This window comes from Marinobacter sp. AC-23 (assembly GCF_001858325.1).
Classification (GTDB): domain Bacteria; phylum Pseudomonadota; class Gammaproteobacteria; order Pseudomonadales; family Oleiphilaceae; genus Marinobacter.
In genome coordinates, this window is the sequence record NZ_MBPP01000023.1 from 33,705 (window position 1) to 59,000 (window position 25,296).

General features: G+C 53.5%; 19 protein-coding genes and 7 pseudogenes. 23 read left to right on the forward strand and 3 right to left on the reverse strand.

Features of this window, described 5'->3' with window-relative positions:
- Window positions 1-278 precede the first annotated feature (278 nt).
- From BCA33_RS08420 to BCA33_RS21605, 4 genes and pseudogenes are all read left to right on the forward strand, one after another.
- The gene (locus BCA33_RS08420; RefSeq protein ID WP_071264955.1) at window positions 279-494 is read left to right on the forward strand and encodes an MbcA/ParS/Xre antitoxin family protein; all 216 of its coding nucleotides are present in this window, start codon (window positions 279-281) and stop codon (window positions 492-494) included.
- Between the two features lie 720 nt (window positions 495-1,214).
- Window positions 1,215-2,501, forward strand: a pseudogene (locus tag BCA33_RS08425) (ISNCY family transposase).
- Window positions 2,502-3,004: 503 nt separating this feature from the next.
- Entirely contained in the window at window positions 3,005-3,316 is a 312-nt protein-coding gene (locus tag BCA33_RS08430; RefSeq protein WP_071264957.1) for a hypothetical protein, read from the forward strand.
- Between the two features lie 309 nt (window positions 3,317-3,625).
- Window positions 3,626-3,754: pseudogene (locus BCA33_RS21605) on the forward strand (ISL3 family transposase); the annotation flags it as partial.
- A gap of 16 nt (window positions 3,755-3,770) precedes the next feature.
- On the opposite strand, the gene BCA33_RS08435 reads toward BCA33_RS21605, so the two are convergent.
- The gene (locus BCA33_RS08435) at window positions 3,771-4,430 is read right to left on the reverse strand and encodes a GntR family transcriptional regulator (RefSeq protein WP_175469734.1); all 660 of its coding nucleotides are present in this window, start codon (window positions 4,428-4,430) and stop codon (window positions 3,771-3,773) included.
- A gap of 392 nt (window positions 4,431-4,822) precedes the next feature.
- On the opposite strand from BCA33_RS08435, the gene BCA33_RS08440 reads away from it, so the two are divergent.
- The 19 genes and pseudogenes from BCA33_RS08440 to BCA33_RS08525 all read left to right on the forward strand — a co-directional run bounded on the left by BCA33_RS08440 (window position 4,823) and on the right by BCA33_RS08525 (window position 23,969).
- Window positions 4,823-5,854: a TRAP transporter substrate-binding protein gene (locus BCA33_RS08440; protein WP_071264961.1), complete on the forward strand. Its 1,032-nt coding sequence runs from the start codon at window positions 4,823-4,825 to the stop codon at window positions 5,852-5,854.
- A 96-nt stretch (window positions 5,855-5,950) separates the two neighbouring features.
- Window positions 5,951-6,436 (forward strand): TRAP transporter small permease subunit, encoded by a 486-nt coding sequence (locus BCA33_RS08445; protein ID WP_071264963.1) that lies wholly within the window; start codon window positions 5,951-5,953, stop codon window positions 6,434-6,436.
- On the forward strand, window positions 6,426-7,739 hold the full coding sequence (locus BCA33_RS08450; protein ID WP_071264965.1) for a TRAP transporter large permease subunit: 1,314 nt from the start codon (window positions 6,426-6,428) through the stop codon (window positions 7,737-7,739). Before BCA33_RS08445 ends, BCA33_RS08450 begins: the two co-directional genes overlap by 11 nt.
- A 35-nt stretch (window positions 7,740-7,774) precedes the next feature.
- Window positions 7,775-9,106, forward strand: a complete 1,332-nt coding sequence (locus BCA33_RS08455; protein WP_071264967.1) for an FAD-dependent oxidoreductase — start codon at window positions 7,775-7,777, stop codon at window positions 9,104-9,106.
- 35 nt (window positions 9,107-9,141) lie between these two features.
- A complete protein-coding gene (locus BCA33_RS08460; RefSeq protein WP_071264969.1) occupies window positions 9,142-9,885 on the forward strand; it encodes an enoyl-CoA hydratase/isomerase family protein in 744 nt (247 codons plus the stop codon).
- On the forward strand, window positions 9,882-11,462 hold the full coding sequence (locus BCA33_RS08465) for an acyl CoA:acetate/3-ketoacid CoA transferase (protein WP_071264971.1): 1,581 nt from the start codon (window positions 9,882-9,884) through the stop codon (window positions 11,460-11,462). Before BCA33_RS08460 ends, BCA33_RS08465 begins: the two co-directional genes overlap by 4 nt.
- 56 nt (window positions 11,463-11,518) lie before the next feature.
- Window positions 11,519-11,710, forward strand: a complete 192-nt coding sequence (locus BCA33_RS20760) for an acyl-CoA dehydrogenase family protein (RefSeq protein ID WP_217632636.1) — start codon at window positions 11,519-11,521, stop codon at window positions 11,708-11,710.
- A 19-nt stretch (window positions 11,711-11,729) separates the two neighbouring features.
- A pseudogene (locus BCA33_RS20765) lies at window positions 11,730-12,661 on the forward strand (acyl-CoA dehydrogenase family protein).
- A 335-nt stretch (window positions 12,662-12,996) separates the two neighbouring features.
- On the forward strand, window positions 12,997-13,344 hold the full coding sequence (locus BCA33_RS20480; RefSeq protein WP_071264973.1) for a hypothetical protein: 348 nt from the start codon (window positions 12,997-12,999) through the stop codon (window positions 13,342-13,344).
- A gap of 314 nt (window positions 13,345-13,658) precedes the next feature.
- Window positions 13,659-14,629 (forward strand): annotated as a pseudogene (locus tag BCA33_RS08480) (AI-2E family transporter).
- Between the two features lie 110 nt (window positions 14,630-14,739).
- Entirely contained in the window at window positions 14,740-15,885 is a 1,146-nt protein-coding gene (locus BCA33_RS08485) for a zinc-binding dehydrogenase (protein WP_071264975.1), read from the forward strand.
- A pseudogene (locus BCA33_RS08490) lies at window positions 15,882-16,961 on the forward strand (proline racemase family protein). Before BCA33_RS08485 ends, BCA33_RS08490 begins: the two are co-directional and overlap by 4 nt.
- A gap of 56 nt (window positions 16,962-17,017) precedes the next feature.
- Window positions 17,018-18,678, forward strand: a pseudogene (locus BCA33_RS08495) (AMP-binding protein).
- Window positions 18,675-19,088: a PaaI family thioesterase gene (locus BCA33_RS08500; RefSeq protein ID WP_071264977.1), complete on the forward strand. Its 414-nt coding sequence runs from the start codon at window positions 18,675-18,677 to the stop codon at window positions 19,086-19,088. Before BCA33_RS08495 ends, BCA33_RS08500 begins: the two are co-directional and overlap by 4 nt.
- A gap of 89 nt (window positions 19,089-19,177) precedes the next feature.
- The gene (locus tag BCA33_RS08505) at window positions 19,178-19,972 is read left to right on the forward strand and encodes an ABC transporter ATP-binding protein (RefSeq protein ID WP_071264979.1); all 795 of its coding nucleotides are present in this window, start codon (window positions 19,178-19,180) and stop codon (window positions 19,970-19,972) included.
- The gene (locus tag BCA33_RS08510; protein WP_071264981.1) at window positions 19,969-20,691 is read left to right on the forward strand and encodes an ABC transporter ATP-binding protein; all 723 of its coding nucleotides are present in this window, start codon (window positions 19,969-19,971) and stop codon (window positions 20,689-20,691) included. The genes BCA33_RS08505 and BCA33_RS08510 overlap by 4 nt, the downstream gene beginning before the upstream one ends.
- A gap of 78 nt (window positions 20,692-20,769) precedes the next feature.
- Window positions 20,770-21,983 (forward strand): annotated as a pseudogene (locus BCA33_RS08515) (ABC transporter substrate-binding protein).
- Between the two features lie 100 nt (window positions 21,984-22,083).
- On the forward strand, window positions 22,084-22,971 hold the full coding sequence (locus BCA33_RS08520) for a branched-chain amino acid ABC transporter permease (protein WP_071264983.1): 888 nt from the start codon (window positions 22,084-22,086) through the stop codon (window positions 22,969-22,971).
- 2 nt (window positions 22,972-22,973) lie between these two features.
- A complete protein-coding gene (locus tag BCA33_RS08525; RefSeq protein WP_071264985.1) occupies window positions 22,974-23,969 on the forward strand; it encodes a branched-chain amino acid ABC transporter permease in 996 nt (331 codons plus the stop codon).
- Between the two features lie 60 nt (window positions 23,970-24,029).
- Here the strand turns inward: BCA33_RS08525 and BCA33_RS08530 are convergent, their stop codons facing one another.
- Together BCA33_RS08530 and BCA33_RS08535 are read right to left on the reverse strand one after the other, a co-directional pair.
- Window positions 24,030-24,458 (reverse strand): hypothetical protein, encoded by a 429-nt coding sequence (locus tag BCA33_RS08530; protein WP_083394683.1) that lies wholly within the window; start codon window positions 24,456-24,458, stop codon window positions 24,030-24,032.
- Window positions 24,459-24,592: 134 nt separating this feature from the next.
- Window positions 24,593-25,282, reverse strand: a complete 690-nt coding sequence (locus tag BCA33_RS08535; RefSeq protein ID WP_071264987.1) for an aspartate/glutamate racemase family protein — start codon at window positions 25,280-25,282, stop codon at window positions 24,593-24,595.
- Between the last annotated feature and the right edge of the window lie 14 nt (window positions 25,283-25,296).

Genomic DNA, 25,296 nt, shown 5'->3' on the forward strand with positions numbered 1-25,296 from the left:
CCTGTATGCTCTCTTTTGCCGCACGCTCCTGCCGGTAGCTTCAATGGTAGGGTTGCGCCGTAGGGATTCTCGTCCGTCCGGGTTATATGCGAATCCCACATGGGAGACGTAGGGTTCGATACTGTGGGTTTTCTGAAGGGGGTGTCACGATCAGTGGCTGCAGATTGAGCCGCCGGAACAGCTCAAGCCCGAAACGGGCGGACTCGTCAGAGCACCGGCCAAAGGCTTGGTCAATCATTACGAAGCGGAAGCTCCGGGAACGCACTAATAAAGAAGCTATGGATCAGCGCGCCTCCGAGATTATCCTGAATGTTGTTCGGCTGTTAATGCTATGTGAAGGTGTTTGGGAATCAAGGGAGCTTGCCATGCGCTGGCTGAAAAACACCGTGCCTGCCTTGGGGGATGTTGAGCCTGTCAGTCTGCTCGATATATACGAGGGTCGTCGCTGGGTATCCCAAGTGCTTGCTCAAATTGAGCAGGGGCAGTTTTGCTGATGGAGCTCACTAAGTTAAACGTGGTGTCACGAATTTAAACCGTTTCCTTGATTATCAGCGGAAATTTGGGTTGAAGAAGCAAAGCATCGCTGGCATTGCAGGAGCCGCATCGGAGCATGACATAGATGCATGGCCTTCCGATAAAGAGCCTGTGCCAGACATTGTCACGAAGCGACTGAACAGTATACTGAGCGTAGAGCCTAAAAACTGTCCACTGGGTTGATTAAATACTTATCTACGTACAGAGCGCCATTTGGTAGCTGGCGAACTAACATTGCACAGTGAGTATGTGTCAGATGGCGGTCTTGTGTCTGTTACGGCACGAGTGGCTGCCTTAAATTGTAGTACTTTATGAAAGACGTTGAGCTCTCTAGTTTTCGTCACTCCATTCTACTGGCGATGCCCGCCGACCCGGTTTTACCTTCCCTGATTTCAGTGATTTCTTTTTGTGAGAACTCCCTTGTAAATCCGTTTGCTCGTCATTTTTGGTGCGAGCAAATGTTCTTGATTCCTATAGCTAGTTCCCATTCATAAACATAAAGCACTGATATTAAATAAGAAAATGAGGTGCTCAGGAAGGAAACCCCCAGCGGAAAATGGTATTCTTTGTCACAAGCGATTGAAACAAAAGAACAAACCGAAATCCGAGGAGGTAACAATGCGTCAAAACCGCACCGCACCGCCCAGAGCAGTATATTCGATCTTTAAGCAGAGCACGAGATCGGGCGCGAACTCGAAGCGATGTCCGACTGGCTGGCTGGGCATCCCGAGATTCTGGATTGGATTACCCCGGAACTGTGCCGGGCAGGCGTGAAGGAGACCGGCCGTGAAGGGTTGTCCGTCGAGTCGATAGTGCGCTTCGCGATCCTGAAACAGCACCGTCAACTCAGCTATGAGGCCCTGGCCTTTTATCTGGAGGACTCTCATTCCTTTCAAGCCGTTGCGCGGCTGCCTCTGAGATTAAAGCCGAAGAAGTCGGCGCTGCAGAGTGGGATAAGCGTCCTTCGTGAGGCAAGCTGGGAGCGGATCAATCGGTTGATGTTACAGGATGCGCAAACGCAAAAGATCGAGCGCGGACGCTAGGTACGGGTCGATAGCACCGTCACGGAGACACCGGTTCACGCGCCGACGGACAGCACTCTGCTGTGGGATGCGGTTGTTACTCAGGTGCGACTGATGAAATAAGCGCAAGAACTGGCTGGGGAGACGCGACTGGCTTGGCGTAACCACCGGCGGGTGGCCAAGAAGCGGGCCTATCAGATCCAGTATTCCCGGGGCAAAGACAAGAAGATCCGTTGGTATCGGGATCTGATCAAAGTCACTCGCAAGGGTCTCGATGACCTGGACAAGGCCTGGTTCACACTCAACCGACGGGAGGTGGATGGGACCGCCTTCATCACCTGGGAGGCGCAGGTAACGCACTACCGGCGCTTGGTTGAAGGGGTAATCGACCAAGCGCAACGACGGGTGATCAAAGGCGAACAGGTGCCTGCCGCAGAGAAGATCTTCAGTCTGTTCGAAGAGCACACCGACATCATTATCAAGGGCAGCCGTGACATCTAGTACGGGCACAAGCTGAACTTGGCAAGCGGTCGTAGCGGGCTGATTCTTGATGCCGTCATCGAGGAAGGTAACCCGGCCGATAGCGAACGCTTTATGCCCCTGCTGGAGCGGCAAATCGAGATCTCTGGTCGTGCTCCCTGGAAAATGGCCGCAGACGGCGGTTACACCAGCAAAGACAACGTGCAGCAAGCCAAAGGCGTGAAAGATGTAGCCTTCCACAAAAAGAAGGGCCTGAAGGTTGAGCACATGGTGAAGAGCGACTAAATGTATCACAAGCTGCGCAACTTCCGGGCGGGGATCGAAGCAGGCATCTCCTGCCTGAAGCGGGCCTACGGTCTGTCGCGGTGCATCTGGAAGGGGCTGGAGCACTTGAAGTCGTACGTGTGGTCGGCAGTGGTCGCACACAACCTGGCCGTGTTCTCACGACTGCTCGCCGCCCGATAACGGCTCAACCCCGAGTTATCCAGGCGCATTTACACAAAGCCTTATCGGCGCTCTTGCCGAGGATGGCCTGTGCCCGAAAAAGGCCGAATTGCGGTCAAAAGGATGACGCAGGCCTGCAAACTGCGATACCGCCGGCATCAGGTTGGCAGAGATAAACAATTTGACCCACCTGGCTGGGCGAGTCTCCTTGAAAACAAGCTGTTTATGGACGGAAACTAGCTAAACCCGATGCTCGGATTGGCTGAAGCTAGGTCAACTATTGATATTTTGACCTGTCGGCTTTTGGCCCGCTACGGCTATGTCTGGCCCAGTCTTTAATGGCGACTGCGTGTGCATTCTGGAAATTAGTCAGCATAATAAATCATACAATTTAGATGCTTATCTTGAAGGAGTCTATATGGAGCTCGATATCAACACTCCACAGGTAGTAGGGAAAAAACGTACCGAGTTTAATGGAGCGGTCAGGCATCCTGACATCATCAACACGTCCCAGAATTGCTGTAGTGGGGAATTTTTTACAAATCAGAAGAGAAGGTTCAACAAATCATAATCAGCACAATTTTGAGGCTTTTATTGGTGATGCGCTGAATGCTCTCGCAAGCCACTCCATGGTTGAAGAGCCGCTGGCAGTGACGAGTACATTTTATCTTGATCCGGGTGAGGAATCAGGGTTTCCAGTGTTTACCCTCTTGAGGCTAAAGGGAGCATCCGTCGACGAGCAGAAGATCAATAAATTCAAAGCGGTAGTTTTGTTTGTCACCAGTGAGATTACTGGTCCTCAATCGATGTTTCATGGGCCATCATGCAGCAGTTAACCGAAGAAGAGGTGGCATTGCTATCGGCAGAGTGCCACAGGATCCGACGGGCGAGGATCTGAGGCGGCTTATGGGGCCTCGCAGCGTGTTTGCCATTCACGATCGCCGTACGGGTCCATTGGGAGTATTTTCACAATATTCAGCCGTCGTGTGACGGACAGGGTGAGATATTCAATATCCGCGAGGAGCGCCAGATTGCCATGGGAGCTGCGGCGGAACTGGCAGCCTCCCGAAAACTCGAGCCCCATGCTTTCCCCGTTTATTGCAGTTTTTAGGCGCGAACTGACAGGGTTAGAATAAGGTGACTGCGCTGCTTATCGGATGAATGCTAGCGTACTCAAGGGGGTGAATAATAAGATCAAGGTCATCAATTCGATAGCCTATGATCGGAATAACGACTACTCTCTCCTGAAGATAAAGGTAGTGTCACCCCGGTGAGGTGTGATGAACCGTTTTAACTGGCCACTAAACAGCGGTCCCGTAACTCATGTGCACCGACAGTAGCCCGAGTGAACTCTTCCAGGTACGTGACCAGTACGTTGGCATTCTCACTAGCTTCGGCCTCTGTACCGAGAGCAATGCTGCGCAGAAGATTGGCGTGTGCGGAAGCGGCACGCTCAAGATCGCCGAACTGGCGGTAGTGGGCATACCAATAACGCCTGGAACTACCGTGCAGAAGTCCCATCACGTTCTGCACTACCTCGTTGTGCGCAGCTTGCTCCAGTAGTAGGTGATTGCTGCGCGTTGCCTCAAAGAATGCGTCGCCATCCCCAGCTGCAGCGGTCCCTTCCGAAAATTTGGCATTCGCCAGCATCTGGTTTCGCTCTTCAGCATTAGCACGGCGCGCTGCAGAGGTAGCGATCAGTTGCTCGAGTGGCCGACGAACTTCCAACAATTCAAGCTGTCGGGCTATGCTCATCTCCGTCACCATGACGCCTCGACGCGGGTGAATAACCACAAGTCCGTCGCGTGCCAGCCGTTGAAGGGCCTCTCTCACAGGTGTGCGCCCCATCCCTAGCTGCTCAGCAAGGTCGACCTCGAACACCATGCTGCCGGCAGGAAGGCGGTCATGCACGATTAGGTGTTCTAATTGGTCATAAGCGATTTCCTTCATCGGACGTATCGCCTTGCTCGAGTTTGCGCTAGTCCTTTTGCTACCCTTTTTTTTCATATCCCCATTCCTTTTATCGGCTCAAGAATGTGCTGCTGGGCCGGCGTGTATGATATATCAGTAGTTGATTTATGCGCAACAAGGTCCGGAGAAATCACTGATAATCTCTTTGCAGCGGCGCGGGAGTCTATTAAGTACGTGCGTTACGATAATCATTGACAGCGCGTACCTAGGTGTGCAAACGTGATGATGTCTGATATATCAGATGGCATTACAAGATCTCGGAGTCATTCGGCTGCCCACTAAAATAAAGCGCGGGCAGAGAACACGCGGAAGGCGGCGAGACTGTGTCGAGCGGATTACCCGTTCGGCTAAAACAATAATGGAGATTACGCATGCGTGCTCTAAAGAAGTTTCTTTCGACGACGTCCGCGATAATAGTTGCTGGCATCCTTTCAGTATCGACCGCGACTGCCCAAGACAGCCAAACCTGGCGTATCCAGACTCTTTGGCAGCCGGGCACGGCTAACCAGGAAGCATTTGAACGCTTTGCAAAGAACGTCAAGAAGAAAACCGACGGCCAGATTAATATCATCCCATTACCAGCTGGCGCAGTGGTTGGCGTTACCGAGACGCTTGATGCTGTAAGTCGGGGGATATTGCAGGGTCAGCACCCAGCGACCGTCTATTGGACCGGCCGTAACCCAGCTTTTGCGGTTCTTGGCGATTTGAATGCGGGCTACGAGGATCCACGCCAAGCCATGGAGTATTTTTACGATTACGGCGGCCTTGAATTATTAGCAGAGGCCTACGAGCCCTTCGGACTACATCCCATTGGCGTTGCATGGTGGGGCGTCGAGTCTATTCCGACAAACCGCCGCGTCGCGGGCGTAAAAGATCTCGAAGGTCTGAAAATACGTTTGCCCCAAGGCATGGCCTCGGAGTTGTTTGCCCATTTCGGCGCGGTGCCAGTCAACTTGCCTGGCTCCGAGGTCTTCAGCGCGATGGACGGGGGAACAATAGAAGCTACCGACTGGGGCACTCTGGCGATGAACGCCGAGCTCGGCTTTCATGATAAGGCCAAGTATGCCATCTACCCGGGAATTCACTCTATGCCTGCAGGTGATGTGTCAATCCCGTTGAAAACGTGGAACAGCTTGAGTAAGGAGAACCAGAAAGTATTAGTTGATGCTGTGCGGGCATTCAGCCTCGATATGATCGAAGCACTGGAAAAAGAGGATATTCAAGCAGCCAAGCGCCTGCAAGCCGAAGGTGTCGAACTGGTCGACTGGAGCGATAAAGACCGTCAGACCTTTCGTAAAGCAGCTGTTGATATCTGGCGCACGTACGGTGAAAAAAACGATCTCGCCGGTCGTGCTGTGGCGGGGCAGATCGAATTCCTACGCTCGAAGGGGCTAATCGATTAAGCGGATTTAACCAATCGCACTGAAGCGGCGGCATCGGTCGATTACGCACCGATGCCTTTCGGCCGATCAACGCATCTTCAATCCAGTAGGGACGATATGCACCTCATTAGTGCCTTCAACCAGAAACTCGGCGATTATTCCAGCCTTGTTTATCTCATTGTCTTCGGCGTTACGATTTTCGATGTAATTTGCCGTTATTTCCTGAACTCCCCAGCGTTGTGGGCCCTGGAATTGATAATTGCCCTAGCTGGCATTCACTACGTTCTTGCTGGCGCTCACGCGATAAAGAATAACGGCCATGTCCGTATTGACGTGATCTACAACATCCTGCCGGCTCGAGTACGGCTGTGCATGGATGTCCTTGCCTATCTGCTCATGCTCAGCTTTCTCCTTATTGTCGCCTATTACGGCTATGAACAGGCGTACCCGGCAGTAATGATAGGCGAACGTAGTGGCGCGGGCTGGAACTCGCTCGCTCCCACCTTCATGAAAGCCGCCATACCTATCGGTGCCGGGTTAATGGCGCTGCAGACATTGGTCAGTCTAACTAACACGGTTAAGGAAATTCGTCATGAGTGGTGAAATAGTCAGCCTCGTTACGATCGGACTGTTGTTGCTGTTGCTGGTCACGGGCATACCGCTGGCTTTCGCTACCGGTATGACAGCGGTGGCCTTGACTTTGTGGTTGTTCGGCCCCGACACATTGTACTTCATTCCTAGTCGAATCTTTACCCTGATGAACAACTATGCGCTTATTGCAGTGCCGTTGTTCGTGCTGATGGGCTGTATTCTGGAGAAGGCAGGGGTTATTGAACGTCTGTTTCGAGCTTTGCATATCTGGTCAGGCCGCCTGCGTGGCGGGCTCGCTATCGGTACACTGGCTGCGTCCACAATTATGGCTGCCATGGTCGGCGTGATTGGCGCTGAGATCGTGGTGCTGGGCTTGATCTGCTTGCCTGCAATGCTAGGCCGTCTATACGACAAGAAGTTGGCGTTAGGTGTGATTTGTGCGGGGGGCTCGCTCGGGACACTTTTGCCGCCTAGCATCGTGCTGATTATCTACGGCTTGGTGGCACAGGTGTCCATCGGGGATTTGTTTCTCGCTGCAGTAATGCCCGGACTTTTGCTGGTCTCGCTTTATGCCATCTATGTATTGATCCTCTGCTACCGCAATCCTGAACTAGGTCCACTTGCGCCAGTGGAAGAACGCGATATGTCGCTTAGGGAGAAGTTCGGGCTGGCGCGCGCTTTGATTTTGCCGAGCGCCCTCATAATGGCTGTGCTTGGATCCCTCTACCTGGGCATCGCTACGCCTACCGAAACAGCTGCCATCGGTGTTTTGGGCGCGCTATTTATCGCACTGGTAAATAGGGAGTTAACTTGGGATGCCGTCTATGAGTCGGTCAAGAAGACTGGCAGTACCGTGGCCATGCTCACTTGGATCTTCTTCGGCGCGTCGGCTCTGGTGGCGGTTTACACCATGGCAGGCGGAACTACGTTTCTGCAGGACCTGATTACCGGCCTTCCGGTACCACCCATAGTGACCATCATGTTGATGATGTTGATTCTCATGGTTCTGGGTTGTTTTATCGACTGGATTGGCATTGTGCTCCTCACCATGCCCATCTTCGTGCCAGTGGTTGAGAGTCTCGGCATGGATCCGATCTGGTTCGGCATCCTGTTCACGATGAATATGCAAGTTTCCTATCTCACTCCGCCGTTCGGCCCAGCAGCGTTCTACTTGAAGGCGGTGGCGCCTGAAGGCATTAGTCTGAGTGACATTTTCAAGGGCGTCATACCCTTCATCGGGCTGCAGCTCATAGGTTTGACGCTGGTCCTCTTCTTTCCCGAAATTTCACTGTGGCTGCCGAGCCTCATGAAATAGCGGCTTCTCGCCTTTAACTTTTTTAGGAGCAGACAATGCTTGATAGACGTCCGATAACCGACATTCATGCCGACCTGCTGGTCGTCGGCGGAGGTGCTGCTGGAATGGCGGCTGCAGTGACCGCCGCACGCCGCGGTCTGAAGGTAACCTTACTGGAGCGCTACGGGTTTTGCGGCGGCGGCGCCGTAGCTGGGCTCTCGGGTACAATCTGCGGATTGTTCGAGGCACACGAAAGCGACACCGCCCCGCCGAAAAAGCTGGTATTCGGCTTTGTCGACGAGTTCATCAAGCGGATGAACGCGAAAGGTGGGCTGACTTCCCCTGTGCGGTACGGCAAGACCTTCACGCTGGTGCATGACCCTCTGAAATGGAAGGGCGTGGCTGACGATATGTTGGAGGAGGCGGGAGTGCACATCGTTTATCACACGACGGTTACCGATGTGCTGATGGAGGGCGGAGAGCGCATTGCAGGGGTCGTCGCGTACAACAAGCAAGGCAAGTTGCGGGTGACTGCCGAGGTCACGATCGATGCCAGCGGTGACGGCGACCTTGCGGCTATGTCGGGGCTGGATACGTTCATGGGCGTCAATGGCGTGGTCCAGAACCCGACGATGATCTTTCGGATCCTGGGCGTGGACGTAAAGCGTTTTCTGAACCGTTATGGCGAAGACAGCGTACTTGGCGCTGATGTATCAGAGGCTATCCGGCAAAGTAACGCCTCGGGCAAATATGTTTTACCGCGATCCAAAATTTTCCTGTTCCCGACCACGCGCCCTAACGAACTGTTGTGCAATAGCACCCGCGTTATCGGCCGAGACGGCCGTGAATTGAACCCCATCAACTCCGCCGATTTCACCGAAGCGGAGATTGCAGGGCGCAAGCAGGTGGAGGAGTACGTTCGCTTCTACCGCGACCAGCTAACCGGCTGCGAAAACGCGTTCGTCAACGATACCGGTGTTCAGGTCGGAGTGCGTCAAACTCGCCAGGTGCAGGGCGTGACCACACTCAAGAACGAGGACGTGGTTACGGGCCGCAAGTCGCAGAGCGGTATTGCGCGGTCGGCTTGGCCGATCGAAATGCACAGCGGCGAGAAGCCCAAGCTTGAGTGGCTGTTTAACGACTACTATGAGATTCCTTACGAATGCTTTGTCCCTGTAAAGGGTGAATCTCTGCTTACCGCCGGGCGTTGCCTGTCTGCTGAATCTGACGCCATGGCGTCTGCTCGGGTCACCGCGCAATGCTTCTCATACGGCCACGCAATTGGCCACGCAGCGAGCATCGCAGTTCTGGAGCGGATTGCACCGCGCCTCGTCGATCCGCTGGCGGTACGAGCCGCCGTCAACCGGGACGGCGCACAGCTCGACTGAACGCACTACCAACATAGCAACAAGAGAAAATTCCCATGATTAGATTAGATAAAAACAAACGCGTTGCGACTATCACGCTAGATCGTGCTGAGCGCCGCAACGCCCTGAATACTGTGATGGTCGAGGAGCTGGATCGCGCCTTATCTGAACTGGATCAAGACCAGACCATTGGTGCCGTGGTGCTGACGGGTGCGGCTCCGAGCTTTTGTGCCGGCTCTGACCTGAAAGAGCTTGGCAAGATGAACTTGGAGGAAATGGCTCATCACGAGGCCGGGACCGCTGCCGTAGCGCGTCGTATCGGGCTGTTGAGTACGCCGGTGGTCGCAGCGGTGGAAGGTGCGGCGTTTGGTGGGGGCTTCATCCTCGCCTGTTCTTGCGACCTGGTCGTGACCGCCGCAGAGGCGCGCTGGAATCTGGCCGAGGTGCCCAACGGCTGGCTGCCGCCTTGGGGTCTACAAGCACTGGTTTCGCGGGTCGGGGCCGTGACGGCCCGCCGCCTGACCTGGGGTCACGAAGTTCTGAGCGGTGAAGATGCGCAGCGTCTGGGTGTAGCCGACTATCTCGCCGCCAACGGTGAGGCTGTGGCTCAGGCCCAAGAGTTGGCGGCGCGTATCGCATCTCTCCCAACGCCAGCCGTGGCCTCTACAAAGCAGTTCTTCAGCCAGCTTATCAATGGTAAGGCCGAGGTCACTGACGCAATGGCCAATCGTATTTTTATTGATAACTGCCAGTACGACACCGCGAAGGCGACTCTGTCCAAGTTCGGAGTAAAGCTATGAATAAGATCTGTACTGCTCAAGAGGCCGTCTCGATCGTCGAGGACGGTGATGTTGTCTCCAGCGTTGGTGTGATTGGCTGGTTCACACCCGATGAAGTCCTGAAAGCGCTCGGTGAACGCTTTGAGAAGACCGCTGCGCCCAAAAACTTGACGTTCTACTTTCCGTGCGGGCTCGGGGATTCAGTTGAAATTCGTGGTATGGATCATGTCGCTCGGGAAGGGATGATGAAGCGAGTGGTGTCAGGTTCCTACATCAATCCAACCAACCCCAAGACCGGTGCCAGGCCTGAATTAATGCGCCTGATCCAAAATAATCTGGTTGAGGCGTATAGCTGGCCGATCGGAGCCAGCATGCACTGGTTACGGGAGGTGGCCCGCAGGAGCCCAGGTTATCTGACCCGCATCGGCCTGGGTACATACATCGATCCGGAACAGACCGGCGGTAAGATGACCGAACTAGCAACGGACGAGCTGGTAAAGCGAGTAGAATTTGCTGGTGAAGACATGCTGTTTTACCCGACTTGGAAGCTAGATGTGGCGATCCTTCGGGCCACTACTTCCGATGACCTTGGAAACCTCTCCTTCGAGGAGGATCCGATGACTTCGTCTACTTTGGCTTTGGCTTTGGCCGTCAAGGCGTGCGGAGGCAAGGTTATCGCCCAAGTTAAACGCATTGTTCCGCGCGGCTCGAGGCGCGCAATAACTGTTACTGTGCCGGCCGCGCTGGTTGATAAAATCGTGGTCGCTCCCAACCAGATGATGGTTAGCGAGGTGCCGCTTGACGCAACTTATTTAGGTATAGAGCAGAAGCCGCTGGAGCAGCTGAAGAAGCTGCCTATGACCCCCGCTAAAATCATAGCACGTCGCGCTTCCCGTGAAGTTCGTCAGCATGAATTGACCATCTTCGGTTTCGGGGCTTCCTCGGACGTACCGCTAGTAATGGCCGAAGACGGCATGCTGACTGAAGATAATATCGATGACTACTGGTTTACCACCGAGCATGGCTCCTTCGGTGGCGTGGTAATGAATGGCTGGCAGTTTTCCTGCAACGTCAACCCGCGCGCCGTCATAGATGGCGTCAGTCAGTTTGACCTGATCGATGGAGGTTTGTGTGAGTTCGCCGCGCTTGCGTTCGCCCAGTTCGACTCCAGCGGTACCGTGAACGTTAGCCGCTTCGGCAAGGCGAATCCGGGCGCCGGTGGTTTTATCGACATAGCCCAAAATGCCAAGCGCTTGGTGTTTACCGGTACTTTTACAACTGGAGGTCTCGATCTGAGCTATTCGAAGGAGCAAGGCTTGAACATCGTGCGGGAGGGAAAGGTGAAAAAGTTTGTGAATTTAGCCGAGCACGTCACCTATCGGCTCCAAGACGGAGTCGGTCGAGGGCAGAATGCGCTGCTGATCACTGAGCGGGCTGTGTTCTCCGTTACACCTGAAGGCTTGGTGCTTGAGGAAATCGCGCCAGGGATAGATCTTGAGAAAGACGTTTTGGGTCAGATGGAATTTGCGCCGGTGAGGATTCGCGATCCGTTGACCATCATGGACTCTGAGCTCTTCCGAGACATCCCTCGGGGATAAGTCGTTACAATCCTGCCTGGCCATCATGGCCAGGCAGTTTTTTCTGGAGAAGTTTCATGCTTTTGGATCTGAATGATGATGAGATGATGTTGGTAGAAGCCGTATCGCGCTTCGCCGAACAGAAATTGGCGCCGGCGATGCCGGAGTACCTGCATCGGCATGAGTTTCCGGCGCAGCTGGTCGAGGCTTTTGGGGAGCTGGGTTATCTCGCACCGCCTATAACCCGGACTTCTCAGGTGCAGGCCTAGGCGTACGTGGTGCAGCCTGGTGGCTGAAATACTGGCCCGCACTGAGCCATCCTTTGCTGCTATCTTTCTGTGTAACAGCGCGCCGGCTTCGCTGCTGGCCAGCTACGGCTCCGATGAACTCAAGCAGGAGTGGCTTCGCCCACTTTGCGAGGGCGGCAAAATGATTGCGTCCTTCGGCGTTACCGAAGCTCATGGTGGCTCGGACGTCGCTAATATCAAGACGCGAGCAGTGCAGGACGGTGATGACTTTATCATTTCCGGCACCAAAATGTTTTCGACCAATGCGGGAACTGCGCTGCACGGTTTTTCGACAGTCGTCGCGATAACCGATCCCGAGCTGGGGCCCAAAGGCCTGTCCAGTTTCGTGGTACCGGTGGGCACTCCAGGCTTTAGCGTCGGTAAGCCGTCTAACAAGATCGGTTGGCGTTTCGCCGACTCGGTAGAGCTTTACCTGGACGACGTCCGGATACCGGCCCGAAACATGATCGGTAATCGGGGCGATGGTTTGAAGCAAGTCCTGAGTGTGCTGAGTATCGGCCGTATTTTAGTGGGTGCCACAGGATTGGGGTTGGCGAGGCGTGCCATCGACCTTGCGAAATCCTACGGCCGTGACCGCGAGCTTTTTGGCGCCAGCATCCTTAAGCACCAGGGCTGGCTTTTCCACTAGCAGACATCCTGACCAAAATTCACGCAGCTGAGCTCATGGTACGGCACTCCGCATGCCTTGTAGACGCCGGCCGACCGTTTCGCAACGAAACCTCGATGACCAAGTTGTTCACTAGTGAATTGGCAGTAGAGGCAGCTCTCAAGGCCATTCAGGTCCACGGAGCCTACGGGATCTTCGACGAGTACCCCGTCTCGGGTTTGTTAGGCGAGGCCAAGGTACTGGAGATTGTGGAGGGTACGAGTGAAATACAGCGCATGGTCATCGCTCGAGAGTTGCTCGACTGAGGTACCGTAGTTCCATCCCCTCAGGCTGGCCGGGATCGTTCATCAATTACGCTCGTCGAGGCTCGGACCAGTCGATTCTAATTAATATCCCAGCGGCTTGTGGGTTTCTCGCTGGTACAAAAACGAGGTGCTGTCTTAAAGTGTCTCGCAGGGCGCTCCCCCCTCCATTAATGGCTGCAGCTATCCATGCGATTCCGAAGTTGACGGGTCAACGCTTCACCACCGTGTACTCAGATCCTGAGTCAAGCAAACCACTGGCAGTGCCTCAGTTTTTTATTCAGAAGCGAGCTATAGTCAAATCGAGCGCATGAGCATGAAACAGCGTTCCTGTTTGATTGATCCTCTATCGCCTCTCCATCCGGGAACTCGACGTTGTTAACGATCAGTACCAGAAGCTGGAATCTCTTTATGCGCTTCCACGCCTTCTAGTCGGGCTCCATCAGTATGAATGCCATCGCCAGGGTGGTGTCTCGGGGTTCCGCAGTCTCGGTTTTTTTGGTTCGCAAGCGCAATGTTACAGAGGCCGACTCAATCGGTTGGTGGCGCGTCTGAAACATCTGAAGAATGTGTCGGGCCTCTACCGGCTGAACAATGAAGGCGAACGCGTTTTCGTTAACGATGAAGAAAACGATCGTATCCGTAAGGAGTTTCGTACGCGGGTCCAGAATGAATGCGATATTTGAGTATGTTCTGGTTCGCTGTCTTCCTCCCGGCCCAAGTCGTTCTATAATGTGGTAAAGCCTTACTAGGGGTAGACTGTCCGGCGCAGTGCGCCAGTCAAAACCTTGGGTGGCATACCAAATTATCCGTGCAGCATCTATTAGTCGCGGCCCGGCTGTCAGGCTAGGAATTTCCTATGGAAGACGAAGAGTATTCGAGTGAACACATCAGTCCCCGATCCGGCAAAACTCTCGCAGACCTTTCTACGCCCATTTATGGCCTCTTTATTCTGGGTGTGCTGTACACCTTGTATCTTGCCCATCAGATCATCTTGCCAATGGTGCTGGCGCTGCTGACAAGTTTGTTGCTGTCGCCTCTGGTTTCTCGCATGTGCAGTGGGTTGCGTATGCCCAGGGTGGTCAGTTCTCTGATTCTGGTGTTGCTGGTTCTTGGGGCTATTGCTGGTGTGTCTCTAGCGGTTGCCACGCCTGCGCTCGAGTGGGCGGGTAAGGCTCCTGAGGGGGTTTCTCGCCTGCTGGTCGGGGAAAGTGAGCTGAAACGCCAAATTAGCAAGGTTACAGAGTCTGCTAAAAAAGTGGAGGATTCTGTAAGCGAGTTCTCTGACACCAGCGATAAAAAGAAGGCCTCTGAGCCAACAACCGTGGTTCTGCAGACCGATTCCTGGCGTGCTCAGCTTATGAACAAAGCCCGTGATGGTATTGCGGGTCTTGCGCTTGCTATGGCTCTCACGTACTTCCTGCTGGTTAGCGGCGACAGGCTGGTGCTTAACTTTGTACGGCAGTTGCTAGAACTCATCGAAGAACCGTGTTGCGTATTACCCGGGATTCTCAGCATCAGATTGCACAGTATCTCGGGGTTCTTGGTATCAGCAATACATCTGTTGGGGTAGCTACCGGCCTGATGGCTTGGGCTGTCGGCTTGCCTGATCCGGCAGTATGGGGGCTGGTGGCTGGTCTGGCGCGCTTCATTCCTTATCTGGGTGTTATTCTCACCATCTTGATGCTGGCGGTCGTCTCGGCAGTGAGCTTGGATACTTTGTGGATGATGGCCATTGCGCCGGTCGGTTATCTGGCACTGACAACCATGGTGGGTTTCTTCATCGAGCCATGGATACACGGTTTTCGTATGGCGATTAATCCGGTGATTATTTTTGTTTCGATCTTTTTCTGGGGTTGGCTGTGGGGGCCGGTGGGCGTGTTGCTTGCGGTGCCGCTTATGACCGTTATTCAGGTGGTGTTGAAGCAGATTCCCAAGCTGCGACCCATTTACAAGGTAATTGCCCGTTAATGGGGCGTCCTTAAAAAATGGATACCCGCATCGCTCCCTGACACCTGCGTGAATGTCACCTATCCTGAGTGGATAGGTTTTGTTTCGCAGGCAGGGAGGATCCTTTATTCATGACCCCGAACACTATGAAAGCCATGGTTCTTATTGGCCATGGCGATGTTGAAAAGCTTGAGTATAAAGACGTGCCCACGCCATCTCCGGCGCCGGGCGAGGTGCTGGTTAAGGTAACCGCTACCGCCAAAAACAATACCGATCGCAAAGCCCGGGAAGGGTTGTATCCCACTAAAAAGGGCGAAACCACCTCGTTTCAGATGGGGGGCAAGCCCACGCTTATTTTTCCCCGCATTCAGGGTGCCGACATTGCTGGCCGTGTTGTGGCTGTGGGCACTGGCGTGGACCCTGGCCGTATTGGCGATCGCGGCTTGTTAGATTTCAATATCTACGGGCATAACCGCCGGGACATCAATCTAACCCCGGATTACTACGGCCATGGCGCAGACGGCGGTTACGCTGAATACGTGGTCGTTCCTTCAGATCAGTTCCATTGTGTACAAAATGACGAACTGGCCGATGCACAGCTCGCCGCAATGGGAATGTGTTCATACCAAACAGCCATGCACATGCTTACGTCGGCCCATGTAACAGCCGGGGAGCGTGTTCTTGTTACCGGCGCAAGCGGCGGTGTTGGAACTGCGCTGATTCAGCTTTGTCGGATTATGGGTGCCATACCTTTCGCATTGAGTACATCGGATAAAGCCGCAGCCCTCACAAAGCTGGGTGCAGAATCGGTGCTCGATCGTTCCGATATGGACAGCTTTGTGGAACGCGTTAAGGCCCAAACCGGTGGCAAACCCCTGGATGCGGTGATGGACTTGGTGGGCGGCGATATGACCGACCGCTTTATCGACGCCATGATTTTCGACATGAACGCCCGTAAGACCTATCCACGACTGAGTATTGCCGGTGCCAGCGGCGGAAACGTCAGTGAAATCCTTTGGACACGCATCTACCTGTATCAGGTGCAAATTTTTGGCGTCTCTCACGGCACTCGGGAGGAGGCAGAGCAGCTTGTAGAGTGGATTCGTGGTGGGCAGCTTAAGCCGGTACTTCATGGCGCATTCCGGCTCTCGCAATTACATCAGGCGGAGCGCTATTTCATGAATCGCGGCAGCAATTATCTTGGCAAGATTGTTATTGTTCCGGATTCGCAATGGGATGAGCACGGCAAGCTTTGGTCTTTGGAGAGTAGCGCATGAGCCAGGAACTGATCATTCAGCTTATGGATACCCACGCCGGCGGCGATGTCAGCCGCATTGTGACGGGCGGTATTAGTCCCCTACCGGGCGACAGTGTGCGAGCGCAAATGGAGTATCTGCGCGATAACGCCGATGGCTTGAGAAAATTGTTGTTGGAAGAGCCTTACGGCATCCCTGAGATGTCCGTTGATTTACTGGTTCCTCCTTCTGATCCTCGTGCGGCGGCCGGGTACATCATCATGGAAGTGATGGGGTATCCGATTTACTCCGGCTCTAACACCATCTGCACGGCGACTGCCGTGCTTGAGGCTGGAATAGTGCCCAAGAAGGAGGGTAAGCAGAGCTTCCTGTTGGAGTCTCCTGCTGGGTTGGTCCGCATCGAAGCAATGGTTGAAAATGGCGTCGTTGAAGCAATCACCTGCGAAGGCCTGCCAAGCTACATCCATACCCATCGGGCAACTATCGATGTGCCGTCGCTCGGCACCGTAACCTACAGCGTGGCCTACAGCGGCGGATTCTACGCAATGGTGGATGCGGAGTCTCTGGGGTTTGATCTCACTTTGGATGAAGAACGTAAGCTGGCGCTTGCGGCCCACGCCATTGTCGAGGCGATTCAGGCTGAGCAGGGCTTTTCTCACTACACTTTGGGCGATGTGGGGCCGCTGCCATTTCTGCATTTTATGGGGCCGGTACGCCTGGTGGCTGACGGGTATTACCGTTCCCGCTCCGCCACCTACGTACACCCTGGAGTTATCTGCCGGAGCACTACCGGGACAGGCACTTCGGCACGGCTGGCTCTGATGAACCATGAAGGCTTATTCGCCCAGGAGATCGGCTTGAAACTGTGTCGCTTCGGGAAACAAGTTTTATTGGTGAGTTTTCCGCCGTAGAGCAGGAGAGTGGTTATCAGGTTGTGAAAAACACCATAACCGGGAAGAGCTATGTCGTAGCTCGTTCGGATATTGTGGTGAATTGCGAGGACTCGCTGGTGGACTGCAATGGGCTTCGTCATATTCTCAGTAGCCAACTTTAATGGTGGCGCTTATACACCTAAAGTTTACCTTTACGTAAAGTGAAGGCTGTGTTAAATCTTCATCCATGCATTTAAAGATAAAAATAGCAGGAGTTGATCATGAGCCTTCCGGAACACGCAGCTGTCTATAATAACTTCGATCCCGCCGCTCTGGAGGCGGACATTTTGGATGGAAGTCTGGAGAACGGGCTGAACGTCTGCCATGAAATTTGTGACAAGTGGGCGGCGGACCCAAAGCGAGTCGCTCTTTATTACGAAAAAGATGGCGGCGACGGAGTACTTACTTTTGCTGAACTGAAGGAGCAGTCCGCTCGTTTTGCCAACTACCTGGCTTCGCAAGGCATAGGCAAAGGCGATCGAGTAGCTGCTCTGCTACCAAGAGGGCCTGAGTTGCTGATGGTGATTGCAGGCACACTGCGCGCTGGCGCGGTCTACCAGCCGTTGTTTACGGCATTCGGTTCTGGCGCTATTGAATATCGCCTTGAGCGAGCGGGAACCAAGCTGGTGGTCACCGACCCCACAAACTACCCCAAACTCAACGACGTAAAGAATTGCGCGCCGGCACTTTGTATTGATGCAAAAAGCATTGATGCAGAAAAAAATGGCGCTGATATTCCTGATTTCCGGAGTACGCTTGAAGCGCAGGAGCCAAGCTTTGAGCCGGTGATGATCAAGGGCGACGATCCGTTCCTGCAGATGTTTACCTCCGGCACCGTGGGCAAGTCCAAAGGCGTGGCCGTGCCTGCGCGTGCGCTGATGGGCTTCTATGTTTACATGAAGTACGCCATTGATCTGCGCGATGACGATGTGTTTTGGAACGTTGCCGATCCGGCTGGGCGTATGGTCTTTATTATGCAGTGGTTGGCCCACTCCTGATGGGGCACGCCACCCACTTTAATCCGGGCGCGTTTACCCCGGAATCCACCTACGACATGATTCGTAAGTACAAAATCACAAACCTTGCCGCTGCGCCCACTGCTTATCGCTTGCTGAAAGCCAACGACCATGTTCTGCCTGCAGGAGAGAACCTTGGCCTGCGTGTTGCCAGCAGCGCAGGCGAGCCACTGAACCCGGAAGTTGTTAGCTGGATCAAGAACCGCCATTACTGCCCGGTTACAGATCACTATGGTCAAACCGAAACCGGCATGACTTGCTGCAACTTCAACGCGCTTGAGCATCCTGAGCGGCAGGGCTCGATGGGGTACTCATCTCCTGGCCACAGAGTGGTTGCCTTGAACGAGAAAAATGAAGAAGTGGGCGAGGGCGAAGTAGGGCAAATTGCTGTGGATGTGAAGGCGTCCCCGTTGTTTCACTTTGATGGCTACACCTGGGGCGAAAAAGATCCCTTCGTGAACGGTTACTATCTCACCGGTGATATGGCGATTTGCCACGGCGATGGTAGCTACTCATTCAGTGGTCGTGATGACGACATTATCTCCACGGCCGGTTATCGGGTTGGCCCCGCGGATGTGGAAAGCACGCTGCTGGAACACGCGGCGGTTGCGGAATCTGGCGTGGTAGCAAAACCCGATGAGAAACGTGGCTCCATTATTAAGGCCTACGTGGTCATCAAGGGAGACCAGCAGCCGGCAAGCGATCAAGCCCTGCGAGAAGAGCTGCAGGAGTTGGTTCGCCGGCGCCTCTCCACACATGCATTTCCGCGCGAAATTGAATTTGTGGAGGAGTTGCCGAAAACCCCTAGCGGTAAAATTCAACGCTTTGTGCTGCGTAACCGGGCACAAGAAGAGCCAGCTTCATGAAGATAACGTTTGAGGAGTTGGACAGGTTTCTGCAGGAGCAGTTTCCCCAGGGTGCCGCATACGGTAGCCTGAGGAAGCTTGGTGATGGTTGGGCCGAAATGAGCCTGGATGTCGATGATGGGCATCTCAGGCCAGGCGGAACGGTATCCGGCCCGGTGATGATGGGGTTGGCAGATGTAACGCTGTATGCGGCGCTACTCAGCAGAATTGGGCTGGTGCCTCTGGCGGTTACCACCAACCTGAACATAAACTTTTTGCGCAAACCAGCCGCTCACACTCCAATATGGGCGAGGGCGACCATGCTCAAAGTGGGGCGCACCATGGGGGTGGGGGAAGTGTTTGTCTACTCCGAAGGCGCAGAAGAGCCCGTTGCCCACTCAACGATGACCTACTCGATTCCACCAAAATAAACATGAGAATTAGATTGACGCCTACGTAAACGTCAATCTAACCTGTAAGCAAGTAAAACGTACAACAATAACAAAAGGTAGATTGGCCCATGAGTGACCAATACGTACTGGAGACCCAAAACCTTGTTAAAGAGTTCAAGGGCTTTGTTGCGGTCGATGACGTGAACCTGAAGATTCAGAAAGGCCACATTCACGCTCTGATCGGCCCTAATGGTGCGGGCAAAACCACAGTGTTTAACCTGCTTACCAAGTTTCTCATTCCCACACGCGGAAAAATCCTCTTTAAGGGTGAAGACATTACGCCTCTGAAGTCAGCGGCCATTGCCCGTAAAGGCATTGTTCGCTCGTTTCAGATCTCCGCTGTATTTCCCCATATGACGGCGCTGGAAAACATCCGTGTTGCATTGCAAAGCTTTGAGGGCAACTCTTTCAGCTTCTGGAAGTCCGGTATGTCTTTGAACAGGCTAAACGAGCGCGCCATGGAGCTTCTGGAGTCTGTTGGCCTGACTGAGTTTGCGAACACCACCACTGTTGAGCTGGCTTATGGCCGCAAACGCGCGCTTGAGCTGGCCACTACGCTGGCCATGAAACCTGAAGTTCTGCTGCTTGATGAGCCGACTCAGGGTATGGGTACAGAAGATGTTGATCGCGTAGTCGAGCTTGTGCGTAAGGCGGCTGAGGGGCGGACGGTTCTAATGGTTGAACACAACCTGAGCGTAGTCTCCAAGCTGTGCGACCGGATAACGGTTCTGGCGCAGGGCTCTGTGCTTACAGAGGGTGATTATGAGGCAGTTTCTGCCGACCCCCGTGTTCGCGAGGTGTACATGGGCACCGGTTCAAGTGGTGAGCGGGGAACAGAAGCCGATGTGGAGGCTACCCAATGAGCCAGAACGCGGGAAAGGAATACGAGCAGCTGCGCATATCGGGGTTGCATGCGTTTTATGGCGAATCTCATGTTCTGCACGGTATTGAACTGATCGTTAACCGGGGCGAACTCGTCACACTGCTCGGCCGCAACGGCGCCGGGCGAAGTACCACGCTCAAGGCGATTATGAACATGGTGGGTCGGCGTACCGGCTCCATCATGATAAACGGTGAAGAGACCATGTCTTGTGCCCCCCACAACATTGCAAGGTTGGGTGTTGGGTATTGCCCCGAGCATCGGGGCATTTTTGCGTCACTCAGCGTTCAGGAAAACCTTACGTTGCCGCCAGTGGTGCGTAGCGGGGGTATGAGCCTGGAAGAAATTTACTCCATGTTTCCCAATCTCTATGAGCGCCGTTTTAGTCAGGGCACCAAGCTCTCGGGCGGAGAACAACAGATGTTGGCACTGGCGCGCATACTGCGCACCGGTGCCAACATGCTTTTGCTAGACGAAATAACCGAAGGCCTAGCGCCGGTTATTGTAGAGAAACTGGGGGAGGTTCTCCTGGCACTTAAAAAGAAAGGGCTTACCATTATCCTGGTCGAGCAGAACTTCCACTTTGCAGCGCCATTGGCCGATCGGCATTACGTGGTTGAGCACGGCCAGATTGTGGAGGAAGTCAGCGCCAGTGAACTGCATGCAAAGCAGTCGGTGTTGGATGGCTATTTGGGTGTCTGAACCCGAATGCGTACGTATGAAAGCAAAATAATAGCAACAAAAACCTGAACCAACGAAAACAGTCGCGGAGAAATAATAATGACAATCATGAAAAAGCTTCTGACCACAGCCGTTGCATCAGCCATGATGGTAGGCGGTGCCCAAGCAGAAATTAGCAACAATACCGTGAAAATCGGCTATTTGGCGGATATGTCCGGTACATACCGCGACTTGTCTGGCCCGAACGGTCTCAAGGCCCTTGAAATGGCCGTTGCTGATTTTGGCGGCAAAGTTAATGGTTCCAAAATCGAAATCGTCACAGCCGACGACCGTAACAGCCAGATGTAGCTTCCAGCACTGTGCGCCGCTGGGTAGAAAACGACAACGTCGATATGGTGGCGGGTCTTGTTGCATCCTCTGTAACCATTGCGACCACCAAAGTCCTAGAAGAGAACAACAAGCTTGGCTTGGTTAACGGCTCTGCGGCATCCAGTATTACCAATGAGCACTGCACCCCGAACCACATTCACTACGCTTATGACACCTACCCACTGGCCAACGGCACCGCCGGGGCGATCGTTAAAGAGGGTGGCAAAACCTGGTATATCCTGACAGCCGACTACGCCTTTGGCCACTCGATGGAAAAGGATGTAACCGCAGTGGTTGAGAAAAACGGCGGAGAGGTGATAGGCAGTATTCGTCACCCATTCCCAACCCCTGATTTTTCTTCGTTCATTTTGCAGGCGCAGGCTTCTGGTGCCGATGTTATCGCGCTGGCAAACGCCGGCGCAGATACTACGAACGCAATTACCACCGCCGCAGAATTTGGTGTAACTCAGGCTGGTCAGACCATTGCGGGTCTCGTGGTGTTTCTGACTGATGTGCACGCACTTGGAACCGAAGTCGCTCAGGGTCTTCAACTGACCACGGGCTGGTATTGGGATATGAACGACGAGGCCCGTGCCTGGTCTGACCGCTTTATGGAAGAAACCGGTGCCAGGCCAACCATGGTTCACGCAGGCATTTATTCAAGCACGATTCAGTATCTGAATGCGATTGAGAAAACCGGTTCTGATGATTCGCAAATTGTACGCAAGCAGATGATGGATACACCTATCAACGATATGTTCGCCACTAATGGCCGCATTCGGGAAGACGGCCGCATGGTACACGACATGTATCTGGCAGAGGTGAAAACGCCTGAAGAGTCGAGCGGTGAGTGGGACCTGTACAAAATTGTCCGTACCATTCCAGCCGATGAAGCCTTCCGCCCACTCGCGGATAGCAGCTGCAAGCTCGTTAGCAGCAAATAGAACGTAGGCCAAGAAACTCTCCGGCGTTTGCCGGAGAGTTTGAAGCACTACGTAAAATAAAAACTGGTTCAACGTTTGTGCTGCTTTTGGAGTTAGCAACATGTCCATGATATTCGGCGTGCCCATGGCGGTGCTCTATGGTCAGCTTCTGATTGGGGTCATCAATGGTGCCTTTTACGCGCTTTTGAGCCTCGGGCTGGCTGTTATTTTCGGTCTTCTTAAAATTATAAATTTCGCCCATGGTGCTATGTACATGCTCGGTGCTATGGGCACTGTTATCCTGTTTGACACCCTGGGCGTCAATTACTGGGTGGCGCTTTTCCTGGCACCGGTGCTGGTTGGCACCGTCGGGGTGCTTATTGAGTATTTTCTGCTTCGCCGTATCGCCGGGCAGGATCATATTTACAGCCTCCTTCTGACCTTCGGCGTCGCGCTCATCATGCAGGGCATTCTCACCAATATTTATGGTGTGTCTGGCCTTCGTTATTCAATGCCAGATGTGTTTAAAGGCGGTGTAAACCTTGGGTTTATGTTCCTGCCTTTCTATCGAGCCTGGGTGATTGTGGCAGCTCTTATCGTGTGCTTCGGTACCTGGTTCATGATTGAGAAAACCAAACTTGGTGCCTACTTGCGAGCAGGCACTGAGGATTCCCAGCTTATGCAGGGGTTTGGTATCAACGTACCTCTACTGGTCAGCCTTACTTACGGGTTTGGTGTCATGCTAGCTGCGTTTGCGGGTGTGCTAGCTGCGCCCATTTACTCGGTAACCCCCGTGATGGGCTCCCATATCCTGATTGTCGTGTTTGCTGTGGTGGTTATCGGTGGGCTTGGTTCCATCGGTGGGGCCATTATCACTGGCATCCTCATGGGCGTTGTTGAAGGGCTAACCAAAACCTTTTACCCGCCCGCATCGTCTGCTGTGATTTTCCTGGTTATGGTCGTCGTGCTGATGGTCCGACCCAGTGGCCTGTTCGGCAAGGAGGCGTAATCATGAGTCAGACCGATATTCATTCCGACATTCAAAAGTCGATTCTCAGTCAGCAAAAAACCGAGAATCGCAGGAAATGGATCCTGAACGGTGTGTTACTGGTACTACTGCTGCTGGCGCCGTTCGTAATGTATCCGGTATTTTTGATGAAAATACTGTGCTTCGCATTGTTTGCGGTCGCCTTTAACCTGCTGTTCGGTTTCACCGGCTTGCTGTCCTTCGGTCATGCGGCTTTCCTGGCCTCGGGCGGATACACCACGGGATACTTGCTCAGCAACTTCAGCGGTCTCACAACGGAAATGGGCATAATTGCGGGAACACTGGTGGCTACGGTGCTTGGGCTGGGCTTTGCTCTTCTGTCCATTCGCCGGCAAGGTATTTACTTTGCCATGGTGACCCTCGCCCTGGCTCAGCTGGTTTTCTTCTTCTTCGTTCAAGCATCCTTTACCGGCGGTGAGGATGGTATGCACGGCGTACCCAGAGGGGAACTGTTCGGGCTGATCAACCTTGAAGACAACCTGAACATGTATTACTTCGTGCTGGCGGTATTCCTTGGCTGCTACCTGCTGGTTCAGCGGATTGTCAGCAGCCCATACGGCCATGTGTTGAAGGCTATTAAACAGAACGAACCCCGTGCTGTATCTCTTGGTTATAAAGTGGATCGTTACAAGATACTGGCGTTTGTGATATCCGCTGCGCTTGCAGGCCTTGCTGGTTCGATGAAATCAGTGGTTTTCCAGCTGGCCTCTCTGAACGATGCGCACTGGCATATGTCTGGCGAGGTCATTCTGATGACGCTTGTTGGTGGTATGGGTACATTGCTGGGCCCGGTTCTGGGCGCCACTCTTGTGGTTAATATCGAGTACCAACTCGGGCAGGGCCCACTCAGAGACTGGGTAGATCCGATTTTGGGGGGCATCTTTGTGCTTACCGTGCTGGCCTTCCGCAGCGGTATTGTGGGTGAGGTTCAGAAATTCATTAGGAAGAATATGGGGTAGGGCCCTCGGCCCTGAATAGCAAAAAAATAAAGGGCCACTTCGCAGTGGCCCTTTTAACATCTACTTCGTTCCGAGCATCTTCTGGACGCTCATTGCAGCGGTTTTCGCTTCGTCATAATCATCTGTGTCTAGGCCGCTGTTGGCTTTATCAACAGCACTCTCCAGTTTTTCTTTCATCTTGCTGTCTGAGGTATCGGGAATGGCTCCGTTACCCATATCGCCGCAGGGATTCATCTCATCACTGTCAAAACCGTCACCGTCTGGCCCAACAAGGCAATTCAGTGAGTGGTGCAAGTGCGTTTGCACCCCTTTAACATTTGCTGCTTGAGCGGCAAGGCCTGCGTGTACTGCTGCCGTCTCCACTTGAGGGGCTGCGTCTGCGGCCATGGCTGATGATGAGATCAATAAAGCCAAAGTCGTTCCAAAAACAGTAGATACGAACCGTACAGCAAAATCGGAACGTAAGGTAAAGCCAGAATGAGTGTTCATTTGTGCTTCTCCTTAACGTGACAAATATGAAATCGCCAGGCCAAAGTTTTTTGCTGCCTGGATATTAAGCGTAGCAGCTTTTTAGAGATCTTTATTTACTCACGAGATAGACACATTAAAAATTTGCATATTGCCTATTTCAAGGCTAACTCAACTGCCTGAGCCGCATGGATCTCTGTTGTGTCGTACAGCGCAACCTGCGTATCGGAAGCCTGGATCAGCAAGTTGATCTCAGTACATCCAAGAATAACGGCTTGCGCCCCACTTGCGGCCAGTGAGCCAATGATATCAAGGTAGGCGACTTTCGAATCAGGGTTGATAATGCCTCGGCACAGCTCTTCGTAGATTATCCGGTGGACTGCGTCCCGTTCGTTGTCATCAGGAATGATGACGCTGATGTCCTGTTGCTCCAGGCGCTCGCGGTAAAAGGTTTGCTCCATGGTGAACCGGGTCCCAAGTAGCCCTACCGATGTTACACCGTCTTGTTTGAGTGCCTTGGCGGTGGCATCGGCGATGTGGAGCAAGGGCATGTTACTGGCCTGCTGAACCTGTGGCGCAACTTTATGCATGGTGTTGGTGCAAATTAGAAGAAAGTCTGCACCACCGGCCTTAACGGATTGTGCCGCCGATATCAGTATCTTTTCCGTTCCTTCCCAGTCTCCATTGCGCTGGAGTACTTCAATTTCGGCAAAATCCAAGCTGTAGAGAACGACTTTGGCCGAGTGGAGTCCACCGAGCTGTTCCCGTACGTTCTGATTGATCAGGCGGTAGTAGGTTTGAGTGGATTCCCAGCTCATTCCGCCGATTAATCCGATGGTTTTCATACAGCCTCAAATGT